We start from the raw sequence: 22,109 nt of genomic DNA, 5'->3' as shown, positions 1-22,109 counted from the left end.
AGGACGGTAAGAGGCGCTTGGTTCATGGGTGCTCTGCCGATTCGCTAGGGGGTGAGACCAGGGGCAGGGCCAGGACGAAGGCCGTGCCGCCGCTGGCGGGGTGCTCGACGTTGAGGCTGCCCTTGGCGGCGGCGGCAAGGCTCGCCGACAGGGTCAGGCCCAGGCCCAGGCCGTGTTCGCCCGGTTTGGTGGTGAAGAAAGGTTCGAACAGGTGCTTGCGCGCCTCGGCGTCGATGCCGTGGCCATTGTCGCGCACCTGCAAACGGTACTTGTCGCCCTGCAGCTCGCCTTCCAGCCACAGTTGCGGCAGCGGCTGGGCGGCCATGGCATCCAGGGCGTTGCCGATCAGGTTGACCAGGATCTGCTCCAGGCGGGTCTGGTCGATGGCCAGCTGCTGGTCCTCGAACTGATTGTGCAGCTGCAGGTGGCAGGCGCTGATGCGGTTGGCCAGCACCTGCAGGGTAGCGTCCACTGCCTTGGCCAGCGAGGCCTGGCCGCTGTCGTCACTGCGTCGGGCGAACGAGCGCAGGCTGGCGGTGATGCGGCCCATGCGGTCGATCAGGTCGTTCATGGTGCGCAGGTTGGTGCTGGCGGTTTCCAGTGCCCCGCGCTCGAGGAAGCGCACGGTGTTGCCAGACAGCGTGCGCAGCGCGGCCAGCGGCTGGTTCAGTTCGTGGGCAATGCTGGTGGACATCTGCCCGATGGCGGCCAGCTTGCCGGCCTGTACCAGTTCGTCCTGGGCGTGGCGCAGGGTCTGCTCGGCATGCCGGCGCTCGCGAATCTGGCCCTTGAGGCGTTCATTGCTGGCGCGCAGGTCGGCCGTGCGTTCGGTAATCCGTCGTTCCAGCTGGCTGTTGGCTTCCTGCAGGGCCTCGCGGGCTGCCAGGCGGGTGGCGATGACCTTGCGCCGTTCGTTCCAGGCAATGCCGAGGATCGCCAACAAGGCGAAGGCCACGCCCACCAGGATGCCCTGTACCATGGATTCGCGGCGCAGGTCCTGCAGCGGGGTCAGCAGGGTGAAATGCCAGGGTGTGTCGACCAGGCGCCGGGTCTGGGCCAGGTAGGCCATTTCGCGGGCCTTGCCCTGTGCGGTTTCGCTGTTGGCCGGGAAGGTCAGCTTTTCCACACCATCGGCCAGGGTTTCCCGGGCCAGGGGCTGCAGTTCGTTCAGCGGCCACCAGTAGTATTGCAGGCTACGGGCCAGGCGCTCCTTGATCTGCGGGGTCAGCGGGCGTACCGACTTCAGGCGCCGGGCCGGGTCGCTGGAAAGGATGATGATGCCGTTCTCGTCGCTGACGAACGCTTCCAGGCGGGCACGCTGCCAGCGCTCCTCGAGGGTGTCCAGGCGCACTTTGATCACCGCCACGCCAATGATCTTGCCGTGCTCCTCCAGGCCATGGGCCAGGTAATAGCCGGCCTCGCCGGTGGTGCTGCCGATACCGTAGAAACGCCCGGGCTCGCCGCGCACGGCGGTCTGGAAGTAGGCACGGAACGACAGGTCCTCGCCGAGGAACGAGTCGGCATCGCGCCAGTTGCTGGTGGCCTGGACCCGGCCATTGGTGTCGAGGACGAAGATGGCCCGGCTGCGGCTGCGCCGGTTCAGGCCTTCGAGGTATTCGTTGACGATCTGCCGCGAGCCGCCATCAGGGTCGGTGAGCAGGTGCGAGACGCTGTCTTCCAGCTCCAGCAGGCTCGGCAGGTAGGTGTACTTGCTGATTTCGCTCTCGACCGTGCGCGCGTGCAGCTCCAGCTGGCGTTCGCCGTTTTCGCTGAGGGTGCGGATACCGTTGCTCTCGCTGATCAGGTAGCCAGCCATACCCAGGCCGACCATCAGCAGGATGATCAGTGGCGGCAACAGCAATTGGCGGAGCAGGCGGGATTTCACGGCAGGCTTGGCAGGGAGAAGAAGCGAAGGATCGCATTTCATCACAGTGGCCTTGTCACGACCAGCGCCTGCTGCCCGAAAGGGCAGCGGCGCCGACCGCTTCAGTGAAGCAAAATCAGTGTTGCAGGATCTTGCTGAGGAAGTGCTGGGTACGCTCGTGGCGGGCGCTCGGGTTGCCGAAGAAGTCTTCCTTCTGGCAATCCTCGATGATGTTGCCCTTGTCCATGAAGATCACGCGGTTGGCCACCTTGCGGGCGAAGCCCATTTCGTGGGTCACGCACATCATGGTCATGCCTTCGTGGGCCAGTTCGACCATCACGTCCAGTACTTCGTTGACCATCTCCGGGTCCAGCGCCGAGGTCGGTTCGTCGAACAGCATGACGATCGGGTCCATCGACAGGGCACGGGCGATCGCCACGCGCTGCTGCTGGCCGCCGGACAGCTGGCCTGGGTGCTTCTTGGCGTGGGCACCGAGGCCGACACGGTCGAGCAGGGCCAGGCCCTTCTTGGTCGCTTCCGCTTCGCTGCGGCCAAGCACCTTGCGCTGGGCAATGGTCAGGTTCTCGGTGATGGACAGGTGCGGAAACAGCTCGAAGTGCTGGAACACCATGCCGACGCGCGAACGCAGCTTGGGCAGGTTGGTCTTGGGGTCGGCGATCGAGGTGCCGTCGACCACGATGTCACCTTTCTGGAACGGCTCCAGGGCGTTGACGCACTTGATCAGGGTGGACTTGCCCGAGCCCGACGGGCCGCATACCACCACCACTTCACCCTTCTTGACCTCGGTGCTGCAGTCGGTCAGTACCTGGAAGTCCCCGTACCACTTGTTGACGTTCTTGATGGAAATCATACGGTGATCCTTTTTTGCAGGCGCTTGACCAGCCACGAAGCGGAGAAGCTGATGAGGAAGTACACGACACCGGCGAAGATCAGGAACTCATGGGAGCGCCCGATGATGTCGCCGTTGGAGCGTGCCGAGTTGAGGAAGTCCACCAGGCCCACGGTGTATACCAGCGAGGTGTCCTGGAACAGGATGATGCTCTGCTGCAGCAGCAGCGGGGTCATCTTGCGGAAAGCCTGGGGCAGGATGATCAGGCGCATGGTCTGGCCGTAGGTCATGCCCAGTGCCTGGGCGGCGCCCATCTGGCCCTTGGAGATCGACTGCACGCCGGCGCGGACGATTTCGCAGAAGTACGCGGCCTCGAACATCATGAATGCCACCACGCAGGAGGTGAAGGCACCCACCGGGGTGTCCTCGCCGGTGATCCAGCGCAGCACGAACGGTACCGCCAGGTAGAACCAGGTGATGACCAGCAGCAGCGGGATCGAGCGGAAGTAGTTGACGTAGGCGCCGGCCACGTTCGACAGCAGCTTGCTCGACGACAGGCGCATCAGGGCCAGGATGGTCCCCAGCACAATGCCGCCGACCACGCCCATGACCATCAGCTGCAGGGTCATGACCATGCCTTCCCACAGGGCAGGCAGGGCCGGGATGATTTCGCTGAAATCCATGTCCATTTATTTGCCCCCTACGGAAATCAGGCCGGGCACCGAGACTTTCTTCTCGACCATGCGCATCAGCAGCATCAGGCCCATGTTCAGGGTGAAGTAGATCAGCGTGGCCAGGGTGAAGGCCTCGAACAGGTTGGCCGAGAATTCGGCGGTCTGCTTGGTTTGTGCCAGCAGTTCCATCAGGCCGATCAGCGACGCCACCGACGAGTTCTTGAACACGTTCAGGAATTCCGAGGTGAGCGGCGGAATGATGATCCGGTAGGCTTGCGGCAGCAGCACGTTGGTGTAGATCTGCGACAGGCTGAAGCCCATGGCGCGGGCGGCGGCTTCCTGGCCGCGGGGCAGCGCCTGGATGCCGGTACGCACCTGTTCGCACACGCGGGCGGCGGTGAACAGGCCCAGGCAGATGACCACGCTGATCAGCGCCGAGGTGGTCGGGTTGAGGTCCTGCTTGAACCATTCCTGCAGGCCTTCTGGCAGCAGGTCCGGCACCAGGAAGTACCAGATGAACAGCTGCACCAGCAGCGGTACGTTGCGGAACAGCTCCACGTAGGCAGTGGCGATACCTGCTACCACACGGTTCGGCACGGTACGCATGACACCGAGGACCGAGCCCAGCAGCAAGGCGATGATCCAGGCGGAGATGGCGATGGCGATGGTCCAGCCCAGGCCGGTGACGTACCAGTCCAGATAGGTTTCGCTGCCCACGCCGGTGGACTTGAAGAACACGCCCCAGTCCCAGTTGTAATTCATCGGGATTTCCCCTCAGACGATTGTTTCACGGGCACCTTCGAGCATCCGAGAGCGCTTGGCGCCCTCGGATGAAAGGTTAGACACTAATGAGTGGCCTGCAGTATTGATTGGTGCTGTTGAGCACCAGGCCACTATCTGAGAGTCAGGACTTCTTCTCGTCCGCAGCCTTGTCGGTCGGCTCGGCGATCAGTTTCTTCAGCTCGTCGCTCATCGGGAACTGCAGGTTCAGGCCCTTTGGCGGGATTGGCTGCTGGAACCACTTGTCGTAGCTCTTGTTGACTTCGCCCGACTTGAAGTAGCCGACGATGGCGTCATCGACCGCTTTCTTGAAGGCCGCGTCATCCTTGCGCACCATGCAGCCGTAGATTTCGTACGACTGCGGGGTACCGGTGATGACCCAGTCCGTCGGCTTGCGAGCCTTGGCCATTTCGCCGGCGAGCAGGGCGTCGTCCATCATGAAGGCCACGGCGCGGCCGCTTTCGAGCATGTTGAAGGCTTCACCGTGGTCCTTGGCGGAAATCACGTTCATCTTCATCTGCTTGTCGGCGTTCATCGCCTTGAGGATGCGCTCGGAGGTGGTACCGGCGGTGGTCACCACGTTCTTGCCGGCAAGGTCCGGGAAGTCCTTGTATGCTGGCTGACCGTCCTTGACCTTGGTCAGCAGGCGGGTACCGACTTCGAAGATGCCGACCGAGAAGCCGACCTGTTGCTGGCGCTCGACGTTGTTGGTGGTGGAGCCGCACTCGAGGTCCACGGTGCCGTTCTGCACCAGCGGGATGCGGGTCTGGGAGGTGACGAGGTTGTAGCGGACCTTGATGTCCGTGCCCAGCTGCTTCTTCAGGGCGTCGACGACAGCCATCTGGATGTCATGCGAGTAGCCCACGGGCTCGGGCTTGCCGGCCAGGTAGGAAAACGGGATGGAGGAGTCGCGGTGGCCCAGGGTGATGGTGCCCGAATCCTTGATCTTCTTCAGGGTGCCGGTCAGTTCTTCGGCCATGGCCGGCGAAGCGATCACAGCGGCCGCGATGGCGGCGCCCAGCAATTGACGAACGATGCGCATCAAATTTTCCTCGACGTGTTTGTTTTTTTTATGGAGCCGTTGGCGGACTCTTCGTTCAACGAATACAGAAATAAACGATTGCATTCGGCTACCAAGTGTAGAGCATGAGTCGTGCCAAGCCCTGTGTTCGATGATAACGCCGCGAATTTGCTGGGAATCAATCTTTTTTGACCATTGTATGACGGTGAGTTGCGTACGCATTTCCGAACGAATTGTTTTCGGTCATTCGGAAATCCGAACGCATATCTCGTCACACACTGCCGCTACCAACCCGGTCAGGCCACGGTCCAGGCAGCCTGACCGGGCAGCGTTCGAGGATCAGCGCTGAAGCGGGCGGTCCACGTCAGCCAACCTGGCACGTGCCCACGCCTCGGCCGTCAAACGGCGAATCAAGGTTGATTCTTCTGCCGCCAGTTCGTGCATCAGTGATCTGGCGCGTTCTTCGTAGTTGCCTTCCTGGCCCGCCGTGGCCTGCGCTTCGAGCGCTTCCATTCGATCGTGGTAAGGCCCGGCCATCGCCTCGAAACGCTCCGCATAGGTTTCACGCAGGTAGGTCTGCCAATAGGGGCGGGCGGCGAGCGCATCCAGCATGGGTAACGTCTCGTAGGTGCCCAGCACTTCCAGTTGCGCATCGTTCAGGTCTGCGGACGTCACATGCGCGTACGAAGCGAAATGCATTTCATCGGGCGGTATTGGCAGGTCGAGGGCATCTGCAAGGCGCAAGCGATAGAACAGGCGGACTTCGATTTCATCCGGCTTGCGCCCTGCCTGGCGCAAGCGCTGGACATGGCGATTGGCAATGGCATCCAGCAGGTCGAGACGATGCAACTGCTCCCCCAGGTGCAGCAAGCTTGTTTCTCTCATTGCAGCAGGTACGCCTTCGACGCCCTGATAAGCCATGACGCCGACCTCCATCTGGTTGAGCATCAGCAGCAGGCGGTCATCGCAGCTGCGTGGTCCATCGGCTTCGCGAAACAGCTGTTCACGCAGCGCTTCGTTGTTTTCGCAGGCTTCCAGGATATGCCAGGCGCGCCGACGATAATGGCGAGGATTGTCCTGGAAGTCCTCGCTTTGGGCGAAGTCGGCCAGGAACCGGAACATGCCTGCCGAACCAGGCTCTTCGATCAGGCGGTCCCAGGCTGCCTCGCGTTGAGCGCGAAGCAGCTCGTTCCTGGACGCTACCCAATTGGCGCGGGTGTCCTCGTCGACCACCCCGTGGGTGTAGCTGGCGCTGCCCCTGCCACCGGCATCGGTGACGCCGCGCGCTTCGTCGAGATACTCGATACTGCTTTCGCTCAAGGGGTTGTCGTGCAGGTTGAGGCGCTGCAGACGCAGGCGCAGCCCGCGCATTTCCCGCTGTAGCTCGCTGATCCTGTTGTCGCGCAGATCGACATGGGCGCGCATCGTTATCAACTGGTGAATCTGGCTGATGTCTGCCTGCCCAGTGGCACGCAGCTGCAGGTCACGCACATGCGGCAACGCCGACAGGTCAGGCAACCCATTGAGCGGGTTGTAGCTCAGTATCAACGTATCGAGGCGCTGCAGTTGGGCCAGGCGGTTGCTTGCCGTCTGGTCCAGCGTGATCCGGTTGTTGCCAAGGTTCACGCGTCGGAGCTGGGTAAGGCTTTCGATACCCTCGGGCACCTGGGTCAGCCGGTTGCCGCTGAGGTCCAGATCGACGATGTTGGGAAAGCGCCTGAGGAATTGGGCATCGATGTGTTCCAGATGCATGTCACGCAATGTCAGCCGGCGCACATGCCCGTATTCGATGCCTGCTGGCAACGCTGGCAGGGTCGGTACGGACTCGCCGTCTATGAACAACTCGTACTGGTCGTTGCCATCCACCAGCTTGCGCCGCCAGCTGCGGCGAAGGGCATCGACGATACGGCGGCGACGGATGGCGTCGACCGGCGACTGCCAGTCGGCCTGCCAGGCCCGTAGCGTCTCGCGTAGTTCGCCAAGCTGGCGTTGCAGCATCTGATAATGGCTCCACAGGTTTTCGCCTCGCTGACGCACGGCGTTCAGGTAGGCGTCCAGTTGCAGTTCGCTCAGTGTCGGGAAGATCTGATGGATGCCTTGGCGAATGGCCTGCCGGCTGCTTTCGCCGCCACCGCTGAGTGGGTATCCAAGCCTTCCATCGGCAAAGCGCCTGGGCGGCCGCAGATTGGCACCGATCCGGGGGAGCCCGAGGATTTCCGCCGTGCGTTGCCGATCCTGCACCGCGGCCACAAGGAGTTGCTGACGGAGCTGCCTGGCCTGCAAATTGCGGTTTCCAAGCTTGGTTTTCTGCTGCTCGTCAAAGGTGCGCAGTACCGTTTCGAGCAAGGTACCGCTGGCCAGGTGATTCGCGTCATTGGCCAGCCTGTAGCCGTCTGGTTGTCGCACGATGATCGACACCTGGCTGTTCTGCGTATCTTGGCTTGCATACAACAGGCGTCCTTTCTGGTGACCTTCACGCAGTTCCACACGCAATGCGGCCGGCCAGGGTGCTTGGCGCTCGATCAGCCGCATCGCCAGTTTTTCGCTGTCGGCTGTACCCAGCGCCGCCAGGCGCATGCCAAGGCAAGCCCGGTCGATACGGCTGTCCCGCTCATACCAGCGGGCACGTTCCGCCATGCCCAAAGGCACACGCCCGGTTGCCTGGAGTTTTTCCAGCTGGGAGGAGCTGCTGTGCTCGATGATTTCCTGGGCACCCCTCGGTGAGAGGTACCTGAAGGCATTCATCAATGTATTCTGCTCATCGGAAACGGCCTGGCGACGGGCGAGCAATTGCTCTTCGAAGGCCACGCCGCGTAGCCCCGGGTGGTCGGTATGCAATGCGATACGTTCGTGGATGTCGAGCAGCCGCGCCGGCGGTGAGGCGTGTTCCTGGCACAGTTGGCGTAATTGCTCCGTGGAAAAACCGGTGACATCCAGCAGCATGCTGGCGCTCGACTCCTGAAGTTCACCCAGGTGGTTGCCTTGCAACCCCTGCAGCAGTACCGACGCGTTTTCCTCGGCTGGGAAGTAGTGAGGAGAGCGAGCCAGTTTGACTTTGCCTTCAGGAAGCGGCCTTGGCGCCAACCCATCGACAAAAGGTACCCGCCGTATTGCCTTTATCGCGCCTGCGCTGGCGCCGGCGAACACCAGGCCCTGGGTCACGGTGAACAGGTGATCCAGAGCCCCTTGGCGATCACCCAGTTGCCAGTCCTGATAGCCTTCGTAGACCTCGTCCAACAGTTGCGCAGCGCTCAGCACCAGCATCAGGTCGCCTACGACGGGTACGACGAATGCAACCAGCCCCAGCAGGTCCAGCCCTGCGCTGAGCATGGCCTGCAAGCGCCTGTGCCTGCTTAGACGGTCTTCCTGATCGGTCGCTACGGCCAGGTAGGCGGCATCGTCGAAGATCCTGGTGATCAGCAGCGCCTGCACGTGGGCGAACACATCACCGCTCACGGCGAGGTTGCGCCCGTCAATTTCCGGGGTGTGCTCCTTCTTCGATGCAGCCAAAGCCCGCGAGAGAGCCTGGTCGAACTCGCTCCTGTCCTGCGCCTTGACGAAACGCCGCAGAAAGGTCTGGAACGACCGATGTTCGAGGCGCCTGGCAAGGTCGTCGTAGAGCTCGCCCCACGAGTCGTAGAAACGCACGCTTCGGTCAGGGTCATCAGGGATCCAGACGATGATCTCATCGATGGCGGAATCTGGCAGCGGCCGCCATTCGAGCGCGATGATGCCGACCATGCACTTGCCCAGCACATACAGTTGGCGCGGGATCAGACTGCCTTTGCCATGCACCGGCTGGGCAGGGGGCGCAAGCACTGATAGCAACCGCAGCAGATCCTGCTCATCCAGCTGGCCCTTGAGCCTGCCTTCATGAAGCGCGGCTCGCATGCGCGAACGAATACCGCGCTGAAACTGCTGTTCCACCTTGATTCGCGCCTGATCCGCTGGTTGGCCTCGGCCCGCTCTGGGTTTGAGGATGCGGTTCAGAAGGGCTTGGTATCGTCCGCCGATGTCCAGCGTGCGGCACAGGCTGGCAAAGCGCTCGAACGTCATCGCCAGGCGCCTGCCCTTTTCGTCTACCAGATACGCCTTGCGCTGCCACCAAGGCTGGGTTTCGTGTGCTTCGAAGTTGTGTAGCGCGGCGGCTAGCAGGCTCTGTCGTGTGGTGTGAGTGGTGCTGGGTTGGTAAAGCTTTTCTGCAGCAGAGGGCAACTGAAACGCTTCGCTGATGACCACGTATGTAGACCGAGGGTCGACCTCGCCAAGCCCTTCTGCAAGCAAGGCGCCTTCGAGCAGAGGGACGGCGAACTGTTCAATGTCCGGTATCGAGGCAAGCAGATGCTTGAGGCCGTCGGCTGCCTGCTGCTGTTCGCTCAAGGCTTCGCGATAGGCTTCACGGTGCTGTGCGTCCGCGCGTATCAACCAGTCAGGAAGCTGCTGCGCGATCAGATTGTCGATGGAGTCGGACGGGATACTTTCGATGGGCGGCACGTGGTGATCTCCGGGGCTGAAAAAGCCACCAGAGCATCACGCTGGGAACCTGGCTTGGCGGTAGATAGTGCTGCGCTGAGCTGCCTGTGTTGCCGCCAGGGACGATGACGGCCAGCCGGGAAATCAAGGTTCGATCCATGAGCATTATCTAGTGCCCATGCCCGGTGCGCAGGTGTTGAGGTGGCCGCCCATTGCCGCTGGAGACATCACATGACATCCGTTGAATTCCCCCCTGACTCGATCGATACGCTGATTGCTCATCAGTTGCCCGATTGGCTCACGCATGCCCCGGCCGATCGACGGAGCACTTTCCTGAAGGCCTTGCGCAAACAGGAACAGACCACCCGCAACCTGGGCGAGGTGCTACACAAGATTCCATCGCTGGACGTGTTTGCCCGGCAACTGCTTACCGCTGGCTTGCAGCAAGCCGGAGTCAGCAACGAGCAGGCGTGGCGTTGGCAGGTGTTCCAGCAGGAATCGAAGTTCCAGCCATCCGTGCAGCCGGGGATACGCAAGGCATACCCTGTCAGTTGGTCTACACGCAATTTGTTGACCGCCGCGCTGCACAACTATCACGTCAACGAGACAAAGGCTGACTCCCTGCGAAACGCCTATTTCCTGGACGGGAATGGCAGGAGGCTGCCATTGAACTTCGAGGCGTTCGCGAAACTGTGCAGGCAATTGGATGTGGGTGGACAATACCAGGCCACGCTCGATACGTGCCTGAAGCCGAGTGACCCCCAGGGTGCCGCGCCGGGGCAGGCCGAGCGCGAGGTACACAAACTGTTCGAAGACAATCAGCGCGCGCATTTTCAGGTCGCTGTGTACATGGCTTTGTTCAAGGGCGCGTTGGACGAACGCAGCTATCTGCAACTGTTGCCCTTGTTGGCTGAAACCCCGGTGGTGCCGGCATTGCCCCAAGTGACCACGGCGCGGCAGCTCTATCTGCTGGGGAAATGCATCTGCGGTGTAGTGACCTTCGAAGTGGCACAGGCAGGCGGCGATGGTGTCGAGGGAGTCATTGCCTGGGTTCCCGGCGATCCGATCACCCCTGTCGCTCGGTTTGCCATCTGGCAAGCGCTATACGTTGCACTGGCCGTTCGTTTGCAGAGCCCGGGCTACCGTGCATTCTTCGCTCGGTTTGTCAGTGAGCGGGACCGAGGCCGTTTCTTTACCCTGTTGACCGAGCGCCTGGCGAAGAGGGCGGGTTCGGCTATCGAACTCGAAGGTCGCCACCTGGCTGTCAGTGAACCGTTGTACGTACACCTGCGACGCTTGCAGATCGGCAAGATCTACGACGATGCCCGACTGCTCGCCGTGCCCACGGGCGATGAAGACCAGCAGGCGCGCAACGAGCGGTTCAATGCCTATGCATCACTGGGGTTGGACCTGCTCAACCTGGCGGGCCTGTTCGTGCCGGTGCTTGGGGAGGCATTGCTGGCGGTGGCTGAGGTGCAAGTGGCTTCTGAAGTCTATGAGGGCTACCAGGACTGGCGTATCGGGGATCGCGAGGGTGCGCTGGACCACCTTTTTGGTGTGGCGGAAAACGTCGCCACCGGTCTGCTCCTTGCCAAGGGCGGCGCGGCAGTGATCCAGGGCTTGAAGCGAGTCGCCTTCGTCGATGGCCTCGTACCGTTATCTGATGGCCTGGGCAAGGTAAGGCTGTGTTCGCCAAGTCTCGAAGGATATGGCGTGGATGCTGCCGAGGCGAAATTGGCCGACGCTGGGGGCGCTTCCGATTACCGCCTGCTGCGCAGTGAAGAGTCGGCCTTTCAGGTCTGGGACGATCCGCAGGACGGGATACCGCGTATTCGTCACCCGGGCCGCGCCGAGGCATTTGCGCCGTGGGTGGAGGACAACGGCGGTGGTTGGCATCATGCGCTCGAGCAGCCTCAGCGTTGGCAGGGCGCTGCTCGCCTGATGCGGCGCCTGGCGGCGAGCCTGGCAGAAGTGCCTGATGACACGGCGCACCAGCTGTTGCAGATCACCGGCCTGAAGCTGGAGCAGCTTCGCCGGCTGCGTGTGGAGAATGCTCCGGCTCCGGGCCGTTTGCTGGACGCCTTCGAGTTCCATCAATTGCATGGGCAGATGCCATTGTTACGGGGGGCAGCGCTTGATCGCGTCTTCACCGAGCGCCAACCCAAGCCCAGTGGCGGGGCAGCTGCCGTGCTTGTGCGTGACTTCCCCACGTTGTCTGCGCACGCGCTGGACGAGTTGCTTGGCCAGGCTTCTGGTGTGCAACTCGATAACCTGGCCCAAGGTCGGCGAGTACCGCTGGCGCTGGCGGAACGTGCGCGCTGGCTACTGCATGACAGTCGTCTCGATCGGGCCTGCGCCGGCGTACGCCTGCTGCGCGCGGCCAATGCAGACAGCGAGGCCTTGGCGTTGGGGCTTGTATCGGAAACTGCCCCGTGGCCGGAATCGGTTCGCGTGGAGCTGCGTGAGGCGCAGCTAAACGGCCGGCTCTTGATGGCTTTCGGCGCGGAGCAAGCTGCTGACGTGCGTTGCATCGTCAGAGGCGAGCAGGGATACCATCTTGCTGACGCTGCCAGCCAGAGTCTGGAGCTTTCACAAGCGCTGCTGCGCCTGCTCGAGGACGATCAGAAAGGGTTGCTCGGCGGTATCGAAGGGGAGCAGGGCCTGCGTGATTCCCTGGCTACCCTGGCTGCTGCCGACCGTGAACGGGCCGCGCGGCTGATCGGCTGTTCTGACAATCGACGAAGAGCGGCTTGGCTCCCTGCCGGTGCTGCCCGCTGGGCTGGATTTCGGACACGTCAGCAGGCTGGTGCTGCGCAACATGAACCTGAGCGAAGTCGGTGCAGACTTTCTGTCACGTTTCGGCAACCTGATCGAGTTGGACCTCGCTGGCAATCGTCTCGAGCAAGTGCCTGTCGGGCTCGAGCGACTGTCGCGTCTGCTGCGTTTGAACCTTTCCGGCAACCGTATCGTGATGAATGTCGCCAGTGAACGGCGCCTGGCCAGCCTGGGGCGGCTGACGATGCTGGACCTGAGCCACAACCCGTTGGGGCGCGCACCTGTGCTGACCGGCTTGCACCAACTTACTGATGTTCGGCTGCGCGACGCAGGCCTGGAGACGACGCCCGCGGACGTGATCCTGCGTGGGCATGTGGACTTGAGGGAAAACCGTATTCGCCAGTTGCGCCAGGAACTGAACGGCTTGGGCGAGCGATTGCAGTCGCTCAGCCTGCACGACAACCCACTCGATGCCCAGGGCGAGGCCGCGCTTGATCGGGCTGCCGGTGTTGACCGCGCCGGCAGCAGGGGTGGTGGCTCGTTCCGCCATCGTGCTGTTGACCACGCTGTCCGCGATGCCTGGGTCGGCAAAGACGGCGCATTGAAAGCGCCCAGGGCCGCATTGTGGGAGTCGTTACACCAGGAGCCCGATGCGCAAGGGCTGTTCCAGTTCCTTGCGGACTTTATCGACAGCGACGATTTTCACGAGCATCCCGATTATTTCCGTAAACGCATCTGGCGCATCCTTCAGGCATGCGAGCAACATGAACAGCTGCGGTTGCGGGTGTTTGCCGAGGCCTCGTCCCCCCGCACCTGCGAAGACCAGATGCTGTTGATTCTGGAGCAACTGGAGTTGAGCTTGCTGGCGGAGCGGGTGAGCAGCCGTGTTCCACCGGCGGAGCTGGAAGAGGGGCTGGTTCGTCTGGGGCGGCAACTGGCTCGCCTGGATGCCGTCGACCGGTTCGCTGCCGCGCACATCAGGCAGTTGCGCAGAGGGGATGCGTCGATCGTGGACGATATCGAAACGAGGCTTTTTTTCAGGCTGCGCCTGCGGCAGCCGCTGGACCTGCCCATCCTGCCGGACACGATGCACTTCGAAGATTTCGCCAGCGTCACCGAGCAGGATCTGCGCAGCGTTCAAAGTAGTGTGCTGGAAATGGAAAACCGAGAGGACCTGATCGTCTCGCTCGCCCAGCGCCCGTTCTGGGAGGTGCATGTGCGCCAGCGTTACCCGGGTCGCTTCGACGAGGTGCGGCAGCGCTTCGACCTGCGCCTGGAACAGATCGAGGCGGACCTGGCCACGCAGCGCATCGATGAATGGACCCACGTACAACGCGGCAGAACGGTCATGAGTGATTATCAGGTTGCCGAACGTGACTTGATAAGCACGTTGGCCAGGGAAGCCTATGACCGGTTGAACCTGTGACTGCAGCGGTTACGCACCCGGTGCGCACTCACGGACGGCTTGCTCGCCGTTCCGTGGGTGCGGGCAGGCATGGGTCACGCCGCTTGGGTGCGCGCCTGCTGCTCTCGTTGCAGATAGTCTGCAAGCGCCTGTTGCTCGCCGGTGCTGGTGAACAGGCCCAGCTTGGTGCGGCGCCAGAGAATGTCTTCAGCGCTGCATGCCCATTCGTTGTGTGCAAGGTAGTCCACCTCCCGGGCGAACAACCCACCGCCAATGGCCTGGCCCAGGTCTTCCGGCCCTTGCACGCCATCCAGCAACTGCCATACGCGGCTGCCATAGGTCAGCACCCAGCGCCTGGCGATATCGACCGGCAACCAGCCACAACGCGCCAGCACCGCATCGACCAGAGCCTGCACCGTAGTCATCTGCTCACCACCTGGTAGCGGCGCGCCAGCGGTCCAGCTGCCACGCATCTGTGGGAAGTGCGGCTTGAGCTCGGTCATGGCCGACTCGGCCAGTTTGCGGTAGGTGGTCAGCTTGCCACCGAATACCGACAGCAACGGCGCTTGCCCTTCACTGGCGGACAGCGCAAGGGTGTAGTCACGGGTGACTGCGGACGGATTGTCCGATTCGTCGTTGCACAGTGGGCGCACGCCGGAATAGGTGTGCACGATGTCGCTGCGGCTGAGCTGGTGGTTGAAATGGGCGTTGACCACCTTGAGCAGATAATCGGTTTCCTGCTCGGTGATCGCGACTTTGGCGGGGTCGCCGCTGTATTCGCGATCGGTGGTACCGATCAGCGTGAAGCGCTCCAGGTACGGGATGCAGAAGACGATGCGCTGGTCCTCGTTCTGCAGGATGTAGGCATGTTCGCCTTCGTACATGCGCGGCACGATGATATGGCTGCCCTGGATCAGGCGGATGCCATAGGGGGCATCGAGCTTGAGGTCATCCTTGATGAAGCTGGCCACCCATGGGCCGGCAGCGTTGACCAGGGCGCGGGCGCGAATGGTCTGCAGACGGCCGTCAGCGTGCTGCAACTCCACCTGCCACAGGCCATTCACACGCTCCGCACGCAGGCAGCGGGTACGGGTATGGATATGGGCACCTTTTTCCCGTGCGGCCATCGCATTCAGCACTACCAGGCGGGCATCGTCCACCGCGCAGTCGGCATATTCGAAGCCACGGCTGATTGCAGGCTTGAGCGGGTAGCCCGGGCCGAAGCGCAGGCTGCGCGAAGCACCCAGGCGCTTGCGCTTGCCCAGGTGATCGTAGAGGAACAGGCCGGCGCGAATCATCCAGGCCGGGCGCAGGTGCGGGCGGTGCGGCAGCACGAAGCGCATCGGCTTGACGATGTGCGGGGCTTTGGCCAGCAGCACTTCGCGCTCGGCCAGCGCTTCACGTACCAGGCGGAACTCGTAGTGCTCCAGGTAGCGCAGGCCGCCGTGGATCAGTTTGCTGCTGGCCGACGAGGTGTGCTGGGCCAGGTCGTCCTTTTCGCAGAGGAATACCTTGAGGCCACGCCCGGCGGCATCGGCAGCGATGCCCACGCCATTGATGCCGCCGCCGATCACGGCGAGGTCATAGCAGTCGGCGACTGGGGGCTGGGACGAAACGGGCTGGGACACGGGCAAGGCCTCCTGGGGCTGTTCACATCGAATATGAACATTGATGTTCGTTTTCGAAAATACTAGCGCAACAGAAAGCCGGTCGCCAGTCAGTCTTTATAGAAAAAACTGATCAGATGACAATGAAATGAACATTTGCGAAAATTTTGGATGATCGGTTTGAAAGGTGTGGCGTCTGTGGGATCGAGCGCGGCGCGGGCGACGCTCGATCTCACAGGCGCGACAAACCTTGCGGCATGCGCCTGTCAGCCCTCAAACCACCTCAAGCCGGATCTTGTACTGGTTCAGCAGCTGGGTGAGGGCGGGGGTTGGCGCCTGGTCGGTCACCAGGCAGTCGACCAGGCTGATCGAGCCCATGCGCACCATGGCGTTGCGCCCGAATTTGCTGGAGTCGGCGGCAAGGATCACTTGACGGGCATTGGCGATGATCGCCTGGGACACCCGCACTTCCTGGTAGTCGAAATCGAGCAGGCTGCCGTCTTCGTCGATGCCGCTGATGCCCACCAGGGCGAAGTCGACCTTGAACTGGTTGATGAAGTCGACACTGGCCTGGCCGACAACGCCCCCATCACGGCGCACCGTGCCACCTGCCACCAGCACTTCGAAATCGTCCTTGGCGGCAAGGATCGCGGCCACGTGCAGGTTGTTGGTGATGACTTTCAGATGGTTGTGGTTGAGCAGCGCCCGGGCGATGGATTCGGTGGTGGTGCCGATATTGATGAACAGCGAGGCATGGTCGGGAATCTGCCGGGCCACGGCTTCGGCGATGCGTTGCTTTTCGTCACGCATCTGGTCGGCGCGCATGGCGTAGGCGGTGTTCTCGATGCTCGAATCGTAGGCCGCGCCCCCGTGGTAGCGGCGTAGCAGATTGAGCTCGGCCAGCTGGTTGATATCACGGCGGATGGTTTGCGGTGTGACGACGAACAGCTGCGCCATTTCTTCGATACTGACGTAACCGCGTTCGCGCACCAGTTCGAGGATTTGTTGTTGGCGAGGGGGCAGATTCATGGGCGGTCCTTTGGGGCTGCCGGACAAATGCTGCAATGATGCCGTAGGACGCGGACTACGACCAGTAGACTATCGGGGCGGCTGTTTCACGCGGTCCCCTGTGGGAGCGGCCTTGTGTCGCGAAAGGGCTGCAAAGCAGCCCCAGCAATTTCAACTATTGCGCATCAATCCTGGGGCCGCGTTGCGGCCCTTTCGCGACACAAGGCCGCTCCCACAGGTACAGCGACAACCTCGAGATCAACGCTGCACCCACAGAGTTTGGACAAGCTATCGCGCCGGGGATCAGGCCTCATGATCTTCCCAGTCACGAGTACGGTCGACTGCCTTCTTCCAGCCGGCATACAGCTTCTCTTTCTGCGTTTCATCCAGCTGCGGGCTGAACTCGCGTTCGATGATCGCCTTGTCGCGCAGTTCGTCCAGGCCGCTCCAGAAACCACAGGCCAGGCCTGCCAGGTAGGCCGCACCCAGCGCCGTGGTTTCGCGCATCTTCGGCCGCTCCACGCAGGTGCCGAGGATGTCGGCCTGGAACTGCATGAGGAAGTTGTTGGCCACCGCACCGCCGTCCACGCGCAACTCGGACAGGCGCTGGCCGCAGTCCTGCTGCATGGCGTCGAGCACATCGCGGGTCTGGTAGGCGATCGATTCCAGAGCAGCGCGGATGATGTGGTCCACCTTCACGCCACGGGTCAGGCCGAACAGTGCACCACGGGCATATGGGTCCCAGTACGGGGCACCCAGGCCGGTGAAGGCAGGCACCAGGTATACGCCGTTGCTGTCCTTGACCTTGCTGGCAAAGTATTCGGTATCCAGTGCGTCGTTGACGATCTTCAGTTCGTCACGCAGCCACTGCACGGTGGAACCACCATTGAACACCGCGCCCTCCAGCGCGTAGGCCACTTCGCCTCGCGGGCCGCAGGCGATGGTGGTGAGCAGGCCATGGGACGACTTCACCGCCTGGTCGCCGGTGTTCATCAGCAGGAAGCAGCCGGTGCCATAGGTGTTCTTGGCCTGGCCCGGCTCCACGCACATCTGGCCGAACAGTGCCGACTGCTGGTCGCCGGCGATACCGGCAATGGCGATGCCGCTCTTGGTGTGGCCGTAGACCTCGGAAGAAGGGCGAACCTCGGGCAGCATCTGCCGTGGGATGCCGAGGATTTCCAGGAGCTTGTCGTCCCACTGCAGGCTGTGGATGTTGAACATCAGCGTGCGCGAGGCGTTGGTGTAATCGGTGACATGCACCTTGCCACCGGAGAACTTCCAGATCAGCCAGGTATCGATGGTGCCGAACAGCAGTTCGCCGCGCTCGGCGCGTTCACGGGCGCCCTCGACATTGTCGAGGATCCACTTCAGCTTGGTGCCGGAGAAGTACGGGTCGGTGACCAGGCCGGTGGTTTCGCGAATGTAGTCTTCATGGCCGTCGCGCTTGAGCTGGGCGCAGATCTCGGTGCTGCGGCGGCACTGCCAGACGATGGCGTTGTACACCGGGCGGCCGGTTTCCTTGTCCCATACCACGGTGGTTTCACGCTGGTTGGTGATACCCAGTGCGGCGACCTGAGCGTGGCTGATGCCCGCCTGGGCCAGGGCCTCGACCATGGTCGCGCTCTGCGTGGCGAAGATTTCCATCGGGTCGTGCTCGACCCAGCCCGCTTGCGGGTAGTGCTGGGCGAATTCGCGCTGGGAGGTACCCACCACATTGGCGTCGCGGTCGAAAATGATGGCCCGCGAACTGGTGGTGCCCTGGTCCAGGGCGATGATGTAGTTCTTATCCTGGGTGTCTGTCATGGTCGTAGGCCTTGCGAAAATAGGGGTTCAGGGCTGGGCGTGATGCCGGCGTCAATTGACTTGAGTATCGCCCTGGCGACTGTCATTTGTCTCAGGGTTCACGGCGGCTGCCATTGGCAGGTTGCGGGCGATCAGGCCGCGATAGGTCGCGGCGCCCAGGCAGGCGCCAAGGATCGGTGCGAACACCGGAACCAGGAAATAAGGCATGTCCCGACCGCCAGTGAAGGCGATTTCGCCCCAACCGGCCAGGAAGGTCATGAGTTTGGGTCCGAAATCGCGGGCCGGGTTCATGGCAAAGCCGGTCAACGGGCCCATGGCGCTACCGATCACGGCGATCAGCAGGCCGATCAGCAGCGGGGCCATGGCGCCGCGCGGCAGGCCGTTGTTGTCGTCGGTCAGGGCCATGATCACGGCCATCAGGATGGCGGTGATGATCACTTCGACCAGGAACGCCTGGCCGGTGGACAGCGATGGGTGCGGATAGGTGGAGAACACCGAGGCCAGTTCCAGGCTGGCTTCGCTACCGCGCAACATGGCGTGGGTTTGTTCGAAATCGAAGAACAGGTTGCTGTACAAGGTGTAGACCAACGCTGCGCCACAAAATGCGCCGCATACCTGGGCCAGCATGTAGAAGGGCAGCTTGCGCTTGTCGAAACCGGCGAACAGGGTGAGGGCAATGCTCACCGCAGGGTTCAGGTGCGCGCCGGAAACACCGGCGGTGAGGTAGATCGCCATGCTGACGCCCACGCCCCAGATGATACTGATTTCCCAAAGGCCGAAGCTGGCGCCCGCGACCTTGAGCGCGGCGACGCAGCCGGTACCGAAGAAGATGAGCAGGGCAGTGCCGAGGAACTCGGCCAGGCATTGGCTGGACAGCGCGGGTTGGCGTAGAGCAGTCGTCATGTATGACCTCGTTTTTTTTGTTGTGAGGCGCGTGGCGCTCGACAGCAAAGCCCGGAGTCTATCCCCGTTGACCCCAGGCAGATGTAGGAAATGCACCTTAAAAGTGCACCATTTATTCAGAAACGAAAAAATATAGACAAGAAACGCTGATGTCAAAGGTCGAAAGTGAACGGTCGGTCACGATCTGGATGCTGGTTTCAGGTGCGAATCCGCGTACTAGAGGCGCGCAGTTGCGGTTCGCTGGCTGAGGTGTGGGAATTGTCCTAAAGTAGCCGCCGAGCTGTCCCCGACCGGAGCCCCCGCATGACCCCCGCCCTAGACCTGTTGAAGAAACACCGTGCCGAGCATCGTGTGCACAGTTACGAACATGACCCCAAATCGGCGTCATATGGCCTGGAGGCGGCGGAAAAGCTCGGTCTCGACCCGCAGCAGGTGTTCAAGACCTTGCTGGCGAGCAGTGAGAAGGGTGAATTGCTGGTGGCGGTGGTGCCTGTGGTGGGTACGCTCGACCTCAAGGCCCTGGCCCATGCTGCCGGGGTGAAAAAGTGCGAGATGGCCGACCCGGCGGTTGCGCAGCGGGCCACGGGCTACCTGGTGGGCGGGATCAGCCCGCTGGGGCAGAAGAAGCGCCTGCGCACCTTCATCGATGACTCGGCGCAGAACTTTGCAACCATCCATGTCAGCGCCGGGCGGCGTGGGCTGGAGGTGGAGTTGGCGGCCGTGGTGCTGGCTGAGTACACCCAGGGCAAGTTTGCCGGGATTGGTCGGGGCTGAGATTTCTGGGGCTGCTTTGCAGCCCATCGCGACACAAGGCCGCTCCTACAGGGGGAATACGTACCCTTGTAGGAGCGGCCTTGTGTCGCGAAAGGGCCGCAGAGCGGCCCCAAAATTTCGAATCAGGTCGCCGAACTGTACCGGCGCACCCCGTTTTCCTGTCGCGGCAACTGCGCCGCCACGCTGCCCGGCACCGGGAACAGCACCAGGTGATCGGCCTTGACCGCAATCCCCACATCCTCACCGACCTGATGGTCGTCATGGCTAGGGAAGATCGCCTCCAGCTGGCTGCCGGTCGGCAACTGCAGGCGGTACAGGGTCGATGCCCCGAGGAAGCTCTTGCCGACGATGTTCGCCTGCAGCGCGCTGCCCGGTGCGTGGACGATATCGTCAGGGCGCAGCAGCACATCCACAGAGCTGCCCGGCGCCATGATGTAGGCACGGTTGCCGCGCAGTTCACCCAGCTCGGTATTGACCGCTTCGTGGCTGATCATCTGCCCACGGATGAAATATCCCTGGCCAATGAAGCTGGCCACGAACGGAGTCTGCGGCTCGTGGTAAAGGTTGTAGGGCGTGTCCCACTGCTCCAGGCGGCCTTCCTTGAACACGCCAACCTGGTCGCTGACGGCAAAGGCCTCTTCCTGGTCATGGGTCACCAGGATGGCGCTGGTGCCGCGGCTCTTGAGAATGTCGCGAACCTCATGGCTCAGGCGCCGGCGCAGCTCTACGTCAAGGTTGGAGAATGGCTCGTCGAGCAGCAGCAGTTGCGGCTCCGGTGCCAGCGCACGGGCCAGGGCGACCCGTTGCTGTTGGCCGCCGGACAGTTCATGCGGGTAGCGCCCGCCCAGGCCGCCCAGCTTGACCAGCTCGAGCATTTCTTCGATGACCTCGGTCTGGCGCGGGTGCTTGGCGATGCCGAAGGCAATGTTCTGTGCCACGGTCAGGTGCGGGAACAGCGCGTAATCCTGAAACACCATGCCGATGCGGCGTTTTTCCGGGGCCAGGGTGAAGCCAGCCCGGGAAATGACCTCGCCAGCCAGCTGGATCTCGCCGTCGTGCACGGGTTCGAAACCGGCGATGGCGCGCAGGGTGGTGGTCTTGCCGCAACCGGATGAACCCAGCAGGCAACCGATGTCGCCTGCGTTCAGGTGCAGATTGAGGTTCTGGACGATGCGCTGGTCGCCATAGCCGCAGGCGAGGTTGCGCAGGTTGAGCAGTAGGGGTTGACTCATGCGTGGTGGTAAGCCGGTTCTACAAGGAATTCGAGAAGGGCCTTCTGTGCATGCAGGCGGTTTTCAGCCTGGTCCCAGGCGACCGAACGTGGGTCGTCGAGCAGGTCATGGCTGATTTCCTCACCACGGTGGGCTGGCAGGCAGTGCATGAACAGGGCGTCGGGTGCCGCCAGGTCGAGCAGTTCGCGGGTGACCTGGTAAGGCGCGAAATGCGCCAGGCGCCGTGCAGTTTCCTCCTCCTGGCCCATGGAAGTCCAGACATCCGTGGTCACCAGATGGGCGCCGCGCACGGCTTCCTTCGGGTCACGCACGATCTGCACGTGGTCACCACCAATGGCCATGAAGCGTGGGTCCGGCTCGTAGCCTTCCGGGCAGGCGATGCGCAGCTGGAAGTCGAACTGCCTGGCTGCCTCGATGTACGAGTTGCACATGTTGAAGCCATCGCCGATCCAGGCCACGGTCTTGCCCTGGATCGAGCCGCGGTGTTCGAGGAAGGTCTGCATGTCGGCCAGCAGCTGGCACGGGTGCGACTCGTCGGACAGCGCGTTGATCACCGGCACACGCGAGTTGGCGGCGAATTCGGTCAGGGTGCTGTGGGCGTGGGTACGGATCATCACCACATCGAGCATGCTCGACAGCACGATGGCACTGTCGCCGATCGGCTCGCCACGGCCCAGCTGGGTGTCGCGCGGGGACAGGAAGATGGCCTGGCCGCCGAGCTGGATCATGCCGGCCTCGAACGACACGCGGGTACGGGTCGAGGACTTCTCGAAGATCATGCCCAGCACGCGGTTCTTCAGGGGCTCGAACAGCACGCCTCGCTTGCGCAGGTCCTTCAGCTCGATGCCGCGGCGGATCACCCCGAGCAATTCGTCGGTGGTGAAGTCCAGCAGGGAGAGAAAGTGCCTAGCGCTCATGATTGACTACCTTATCTGCAACG

At 62.4% G+C, this 22,109-nt stretch carries 14 protein-coding genes and 1 pseudogene; 3 read left to right on the top strand and 12 right to left on the bottom strand.

Annotated features, from left to right (window positions below; translation table 11 throughout):
* Positions 1–22: 22 nt before the first annotated feature.
* The 6 genes from ABNP31_RS20730 to ABNP31_RS20705 all read right to left on the bottom strand — a co-directional run bounded on the left by ABNP31_RS20730 (position 23) and on the right by ABNP31_RS20705 (position 9,683).
* Positions 23–1,927, bottom strand: coding sequence for a sensor histidine kinase (locus tag ABNP31_RS20730; RefSeq protein WP_025340401.1), 1,905 nt, complete (start codon positions 1,925–1,927; stop codon positions 23–25).
* A 73-nt stretch (positions 1,928–2,000) separates the two neighbouring features.
* Positions 2,001–2,735 (bottom strand): amino acid ABC transporter ATP-binding protein, encoded by a 735-nt coding sequence (locus tag ABNP31_RS20725; protein WP_003258023.1) that lies wholly within the window; start codon positions 2,733–2,735, stop codon positions 2,001–2,003.
* Positions 2,732–3,403, bottom strand: coding sequence for an amino acid ABC transporter permease (locus ABNP31_RS20720; RefSeq protein ID WP_075046155.1), 672 nt, complete (start codon positions 3,401–3,403; stop codon positions 2,732–2,734). Before ABNP31_RS20720 ends, ABNP31_RS20725 begins: the two co-directional genes overlap by 4 nt.
* Positions 3,404–4,150, bottom strand: a complete 747-nt coding sequence (locus ABNP31_RS20715; protein ID WP_025340399.1) for an amino acid ABC transporter permease — start codon at positions 4,148–4,150, stop codon at positions 3,404–3,406.
* A 142-nt stretch (positions 4,151–4,292) separates the two neighbouring features.
* Positions 4,293–5,210 carry a glutamate/aspartate ABC transporter substrate-binding protein gene (locus ABNP31_RS20710; protein ID WP_084785257.1) on the bottom strand — a complete coding sequence of 306 codons (918 nt, stop codon included), beginning with the start codon at positions 5,208–5,210 and terminating at the stop codon, positions 4,293–4,295.
* Between the two features lie 318 nt (positions 5,211–5,528).
* Entirely contained in the window at positions 5,529–9,683 is a 4,155-nt protein-coding gene (locus ABNP31_RS20705; RefSeq protein ID WP_350012716.1) for an NEL-type E3 ubiquitin ligase domain-containing protein, read from the bottom strand.
* Between the two features lie 210 nt (positions 9,684–9,893).
* Here ABNP31_RS20705 and ABNP31_RS20700 point away from each other — a divergent pair.
* Positions 9,894–10,778: pseudogene (locus ABNP31_RS20700) on the top strand (dermonecrotic toxin domain-containing protein); the annotation flags it as partial.
* Positions 10,779–12,480: 1,702 nt separating this feature from the next.
* Positions 12,481–13,863 (top strand): NEL domain-containing protein, encoded by a 1,383-nt coding sequence (locus ABNP31_RS20695; RefSeq protein WP_238066860.1) that lies wholly within the window; start codon positions 12,481–12,483, stop codon positions 13,861–13,863.
* Between the two features lie 74 nt (positions 13,864–13,937).
* Here the strand turns inward: ABNP31_RS20695 and glpD are convergent, their stop codons facing one another.
* From glpD to ABNP31_RS20675, 4 genes are all read right to left on the bottom strand, one after another.
* Complete coding sequence (glpD, locus tag ABNP31_RS20690) at positions 13,938–15,470, bottom strand: glycerol-3-phosphate dehydrogenase (RefSeq protein WP_350012715.1); 1,533 nt, start codon at positions 15,468–15,470, stop codon at positions 13,938–13,940.
* Between the two features lie 252 nt (positions 15,471–15,722).
* Positions 15,723–16,478 (bottom strand): DNA-binding transcriptional repressor GlpR, encoded by a 756-nt coding sequence (glpR, locus tag ABNP31_RS20685; protein ID WP_046614760.1) that lies wholly within the window; start codon positions 16,476–16,478, stop codon positions 15,723–15,725.
* A gap of 282 nt (positions 16,479–16,760) precedes the next feature.
* Entirely contained in the window at positions 16,761–18,260 is a 1,500-nt protein-coding gene (gene glpK, locus ABNP31_RS20680) for a glycerol kinase GlpK (RefSeq protein ID WP_015271569.1), read from the bottom strand.
* Positions 18,261–18,311: 51 nt separating this feature from the next.
* Positions 18,312–19,163: an MIP/aquaporin family protein gene (locus tag ABNP31_RS20675; protein ID WP_085614211.1), complete on the bottom strand. Its 852-nt coding sequence runs from the start codon at positions 19,161–19,163 to the stop codon at positions 18,312–18,314.
* Positions 19,164–19,466: 303 nt separating this feature from the next.
* Between ABNP31_RS20675 and ybaK the strand changes: the two genes are divergently transcribed.
* Entirely contained in the window at positions 19,467–19,937 is a 471-nt protein-coding gene (gene ybaK, locus ABNP31_RS20670) for a Cys-tRNA(Pro) deacylase (RefSeq protein ID WP_085590236.1), read from the top strand.
* A 122-nt stretch (positions 19,938–20,059) separates the two neighbouring features.
* Here the strand turns inward: ybaK and ABNP31_RS20665 are convergent, their stop codons facing one another.
* Complete coding sequence (locus ABNP31_RS20665; RefSeq protein ID WP_350012714.1) at positions 20,060–21,169, bottom strand: ABC transporter ATP-binding protein; 1,110 nt, start codon at positions 21,167–21,169, stop codon at positions 20,060–20,062.
* Positions 21,166–22,086 (bottom strand): ornithine carbamoyltransferase, encoded by a 921-nt coding sequence (gene argF, locus ABNP31_RS20660; protein ID WP_013973960.1) that lies wholly within the window; start codon positions 22,084–22,086, stop codon positions 21,166–21,168. The genes ABNP31_RS20665 and argF overlap by 4 nt, the downstream gene beginning before the upstream one ends.
* Positions 22,087–22,109 lie beyond the last annotated feature (23 nt).

It is taken from the genome of Pseudomonas asiatica (assembly GCF_040214835.1).
Taxonomy (GTDB): domain Bacteria; phylum Pseudomonadota; class Gammaproteobacteria; order Pseudomonadales; family Pseudomonadaceae; genus Aquipseudomonas; species Aquipseudomonas putida_Z.
This window is presented reverse-complemented; position numbering and strand designations above follow the sequence as displayed.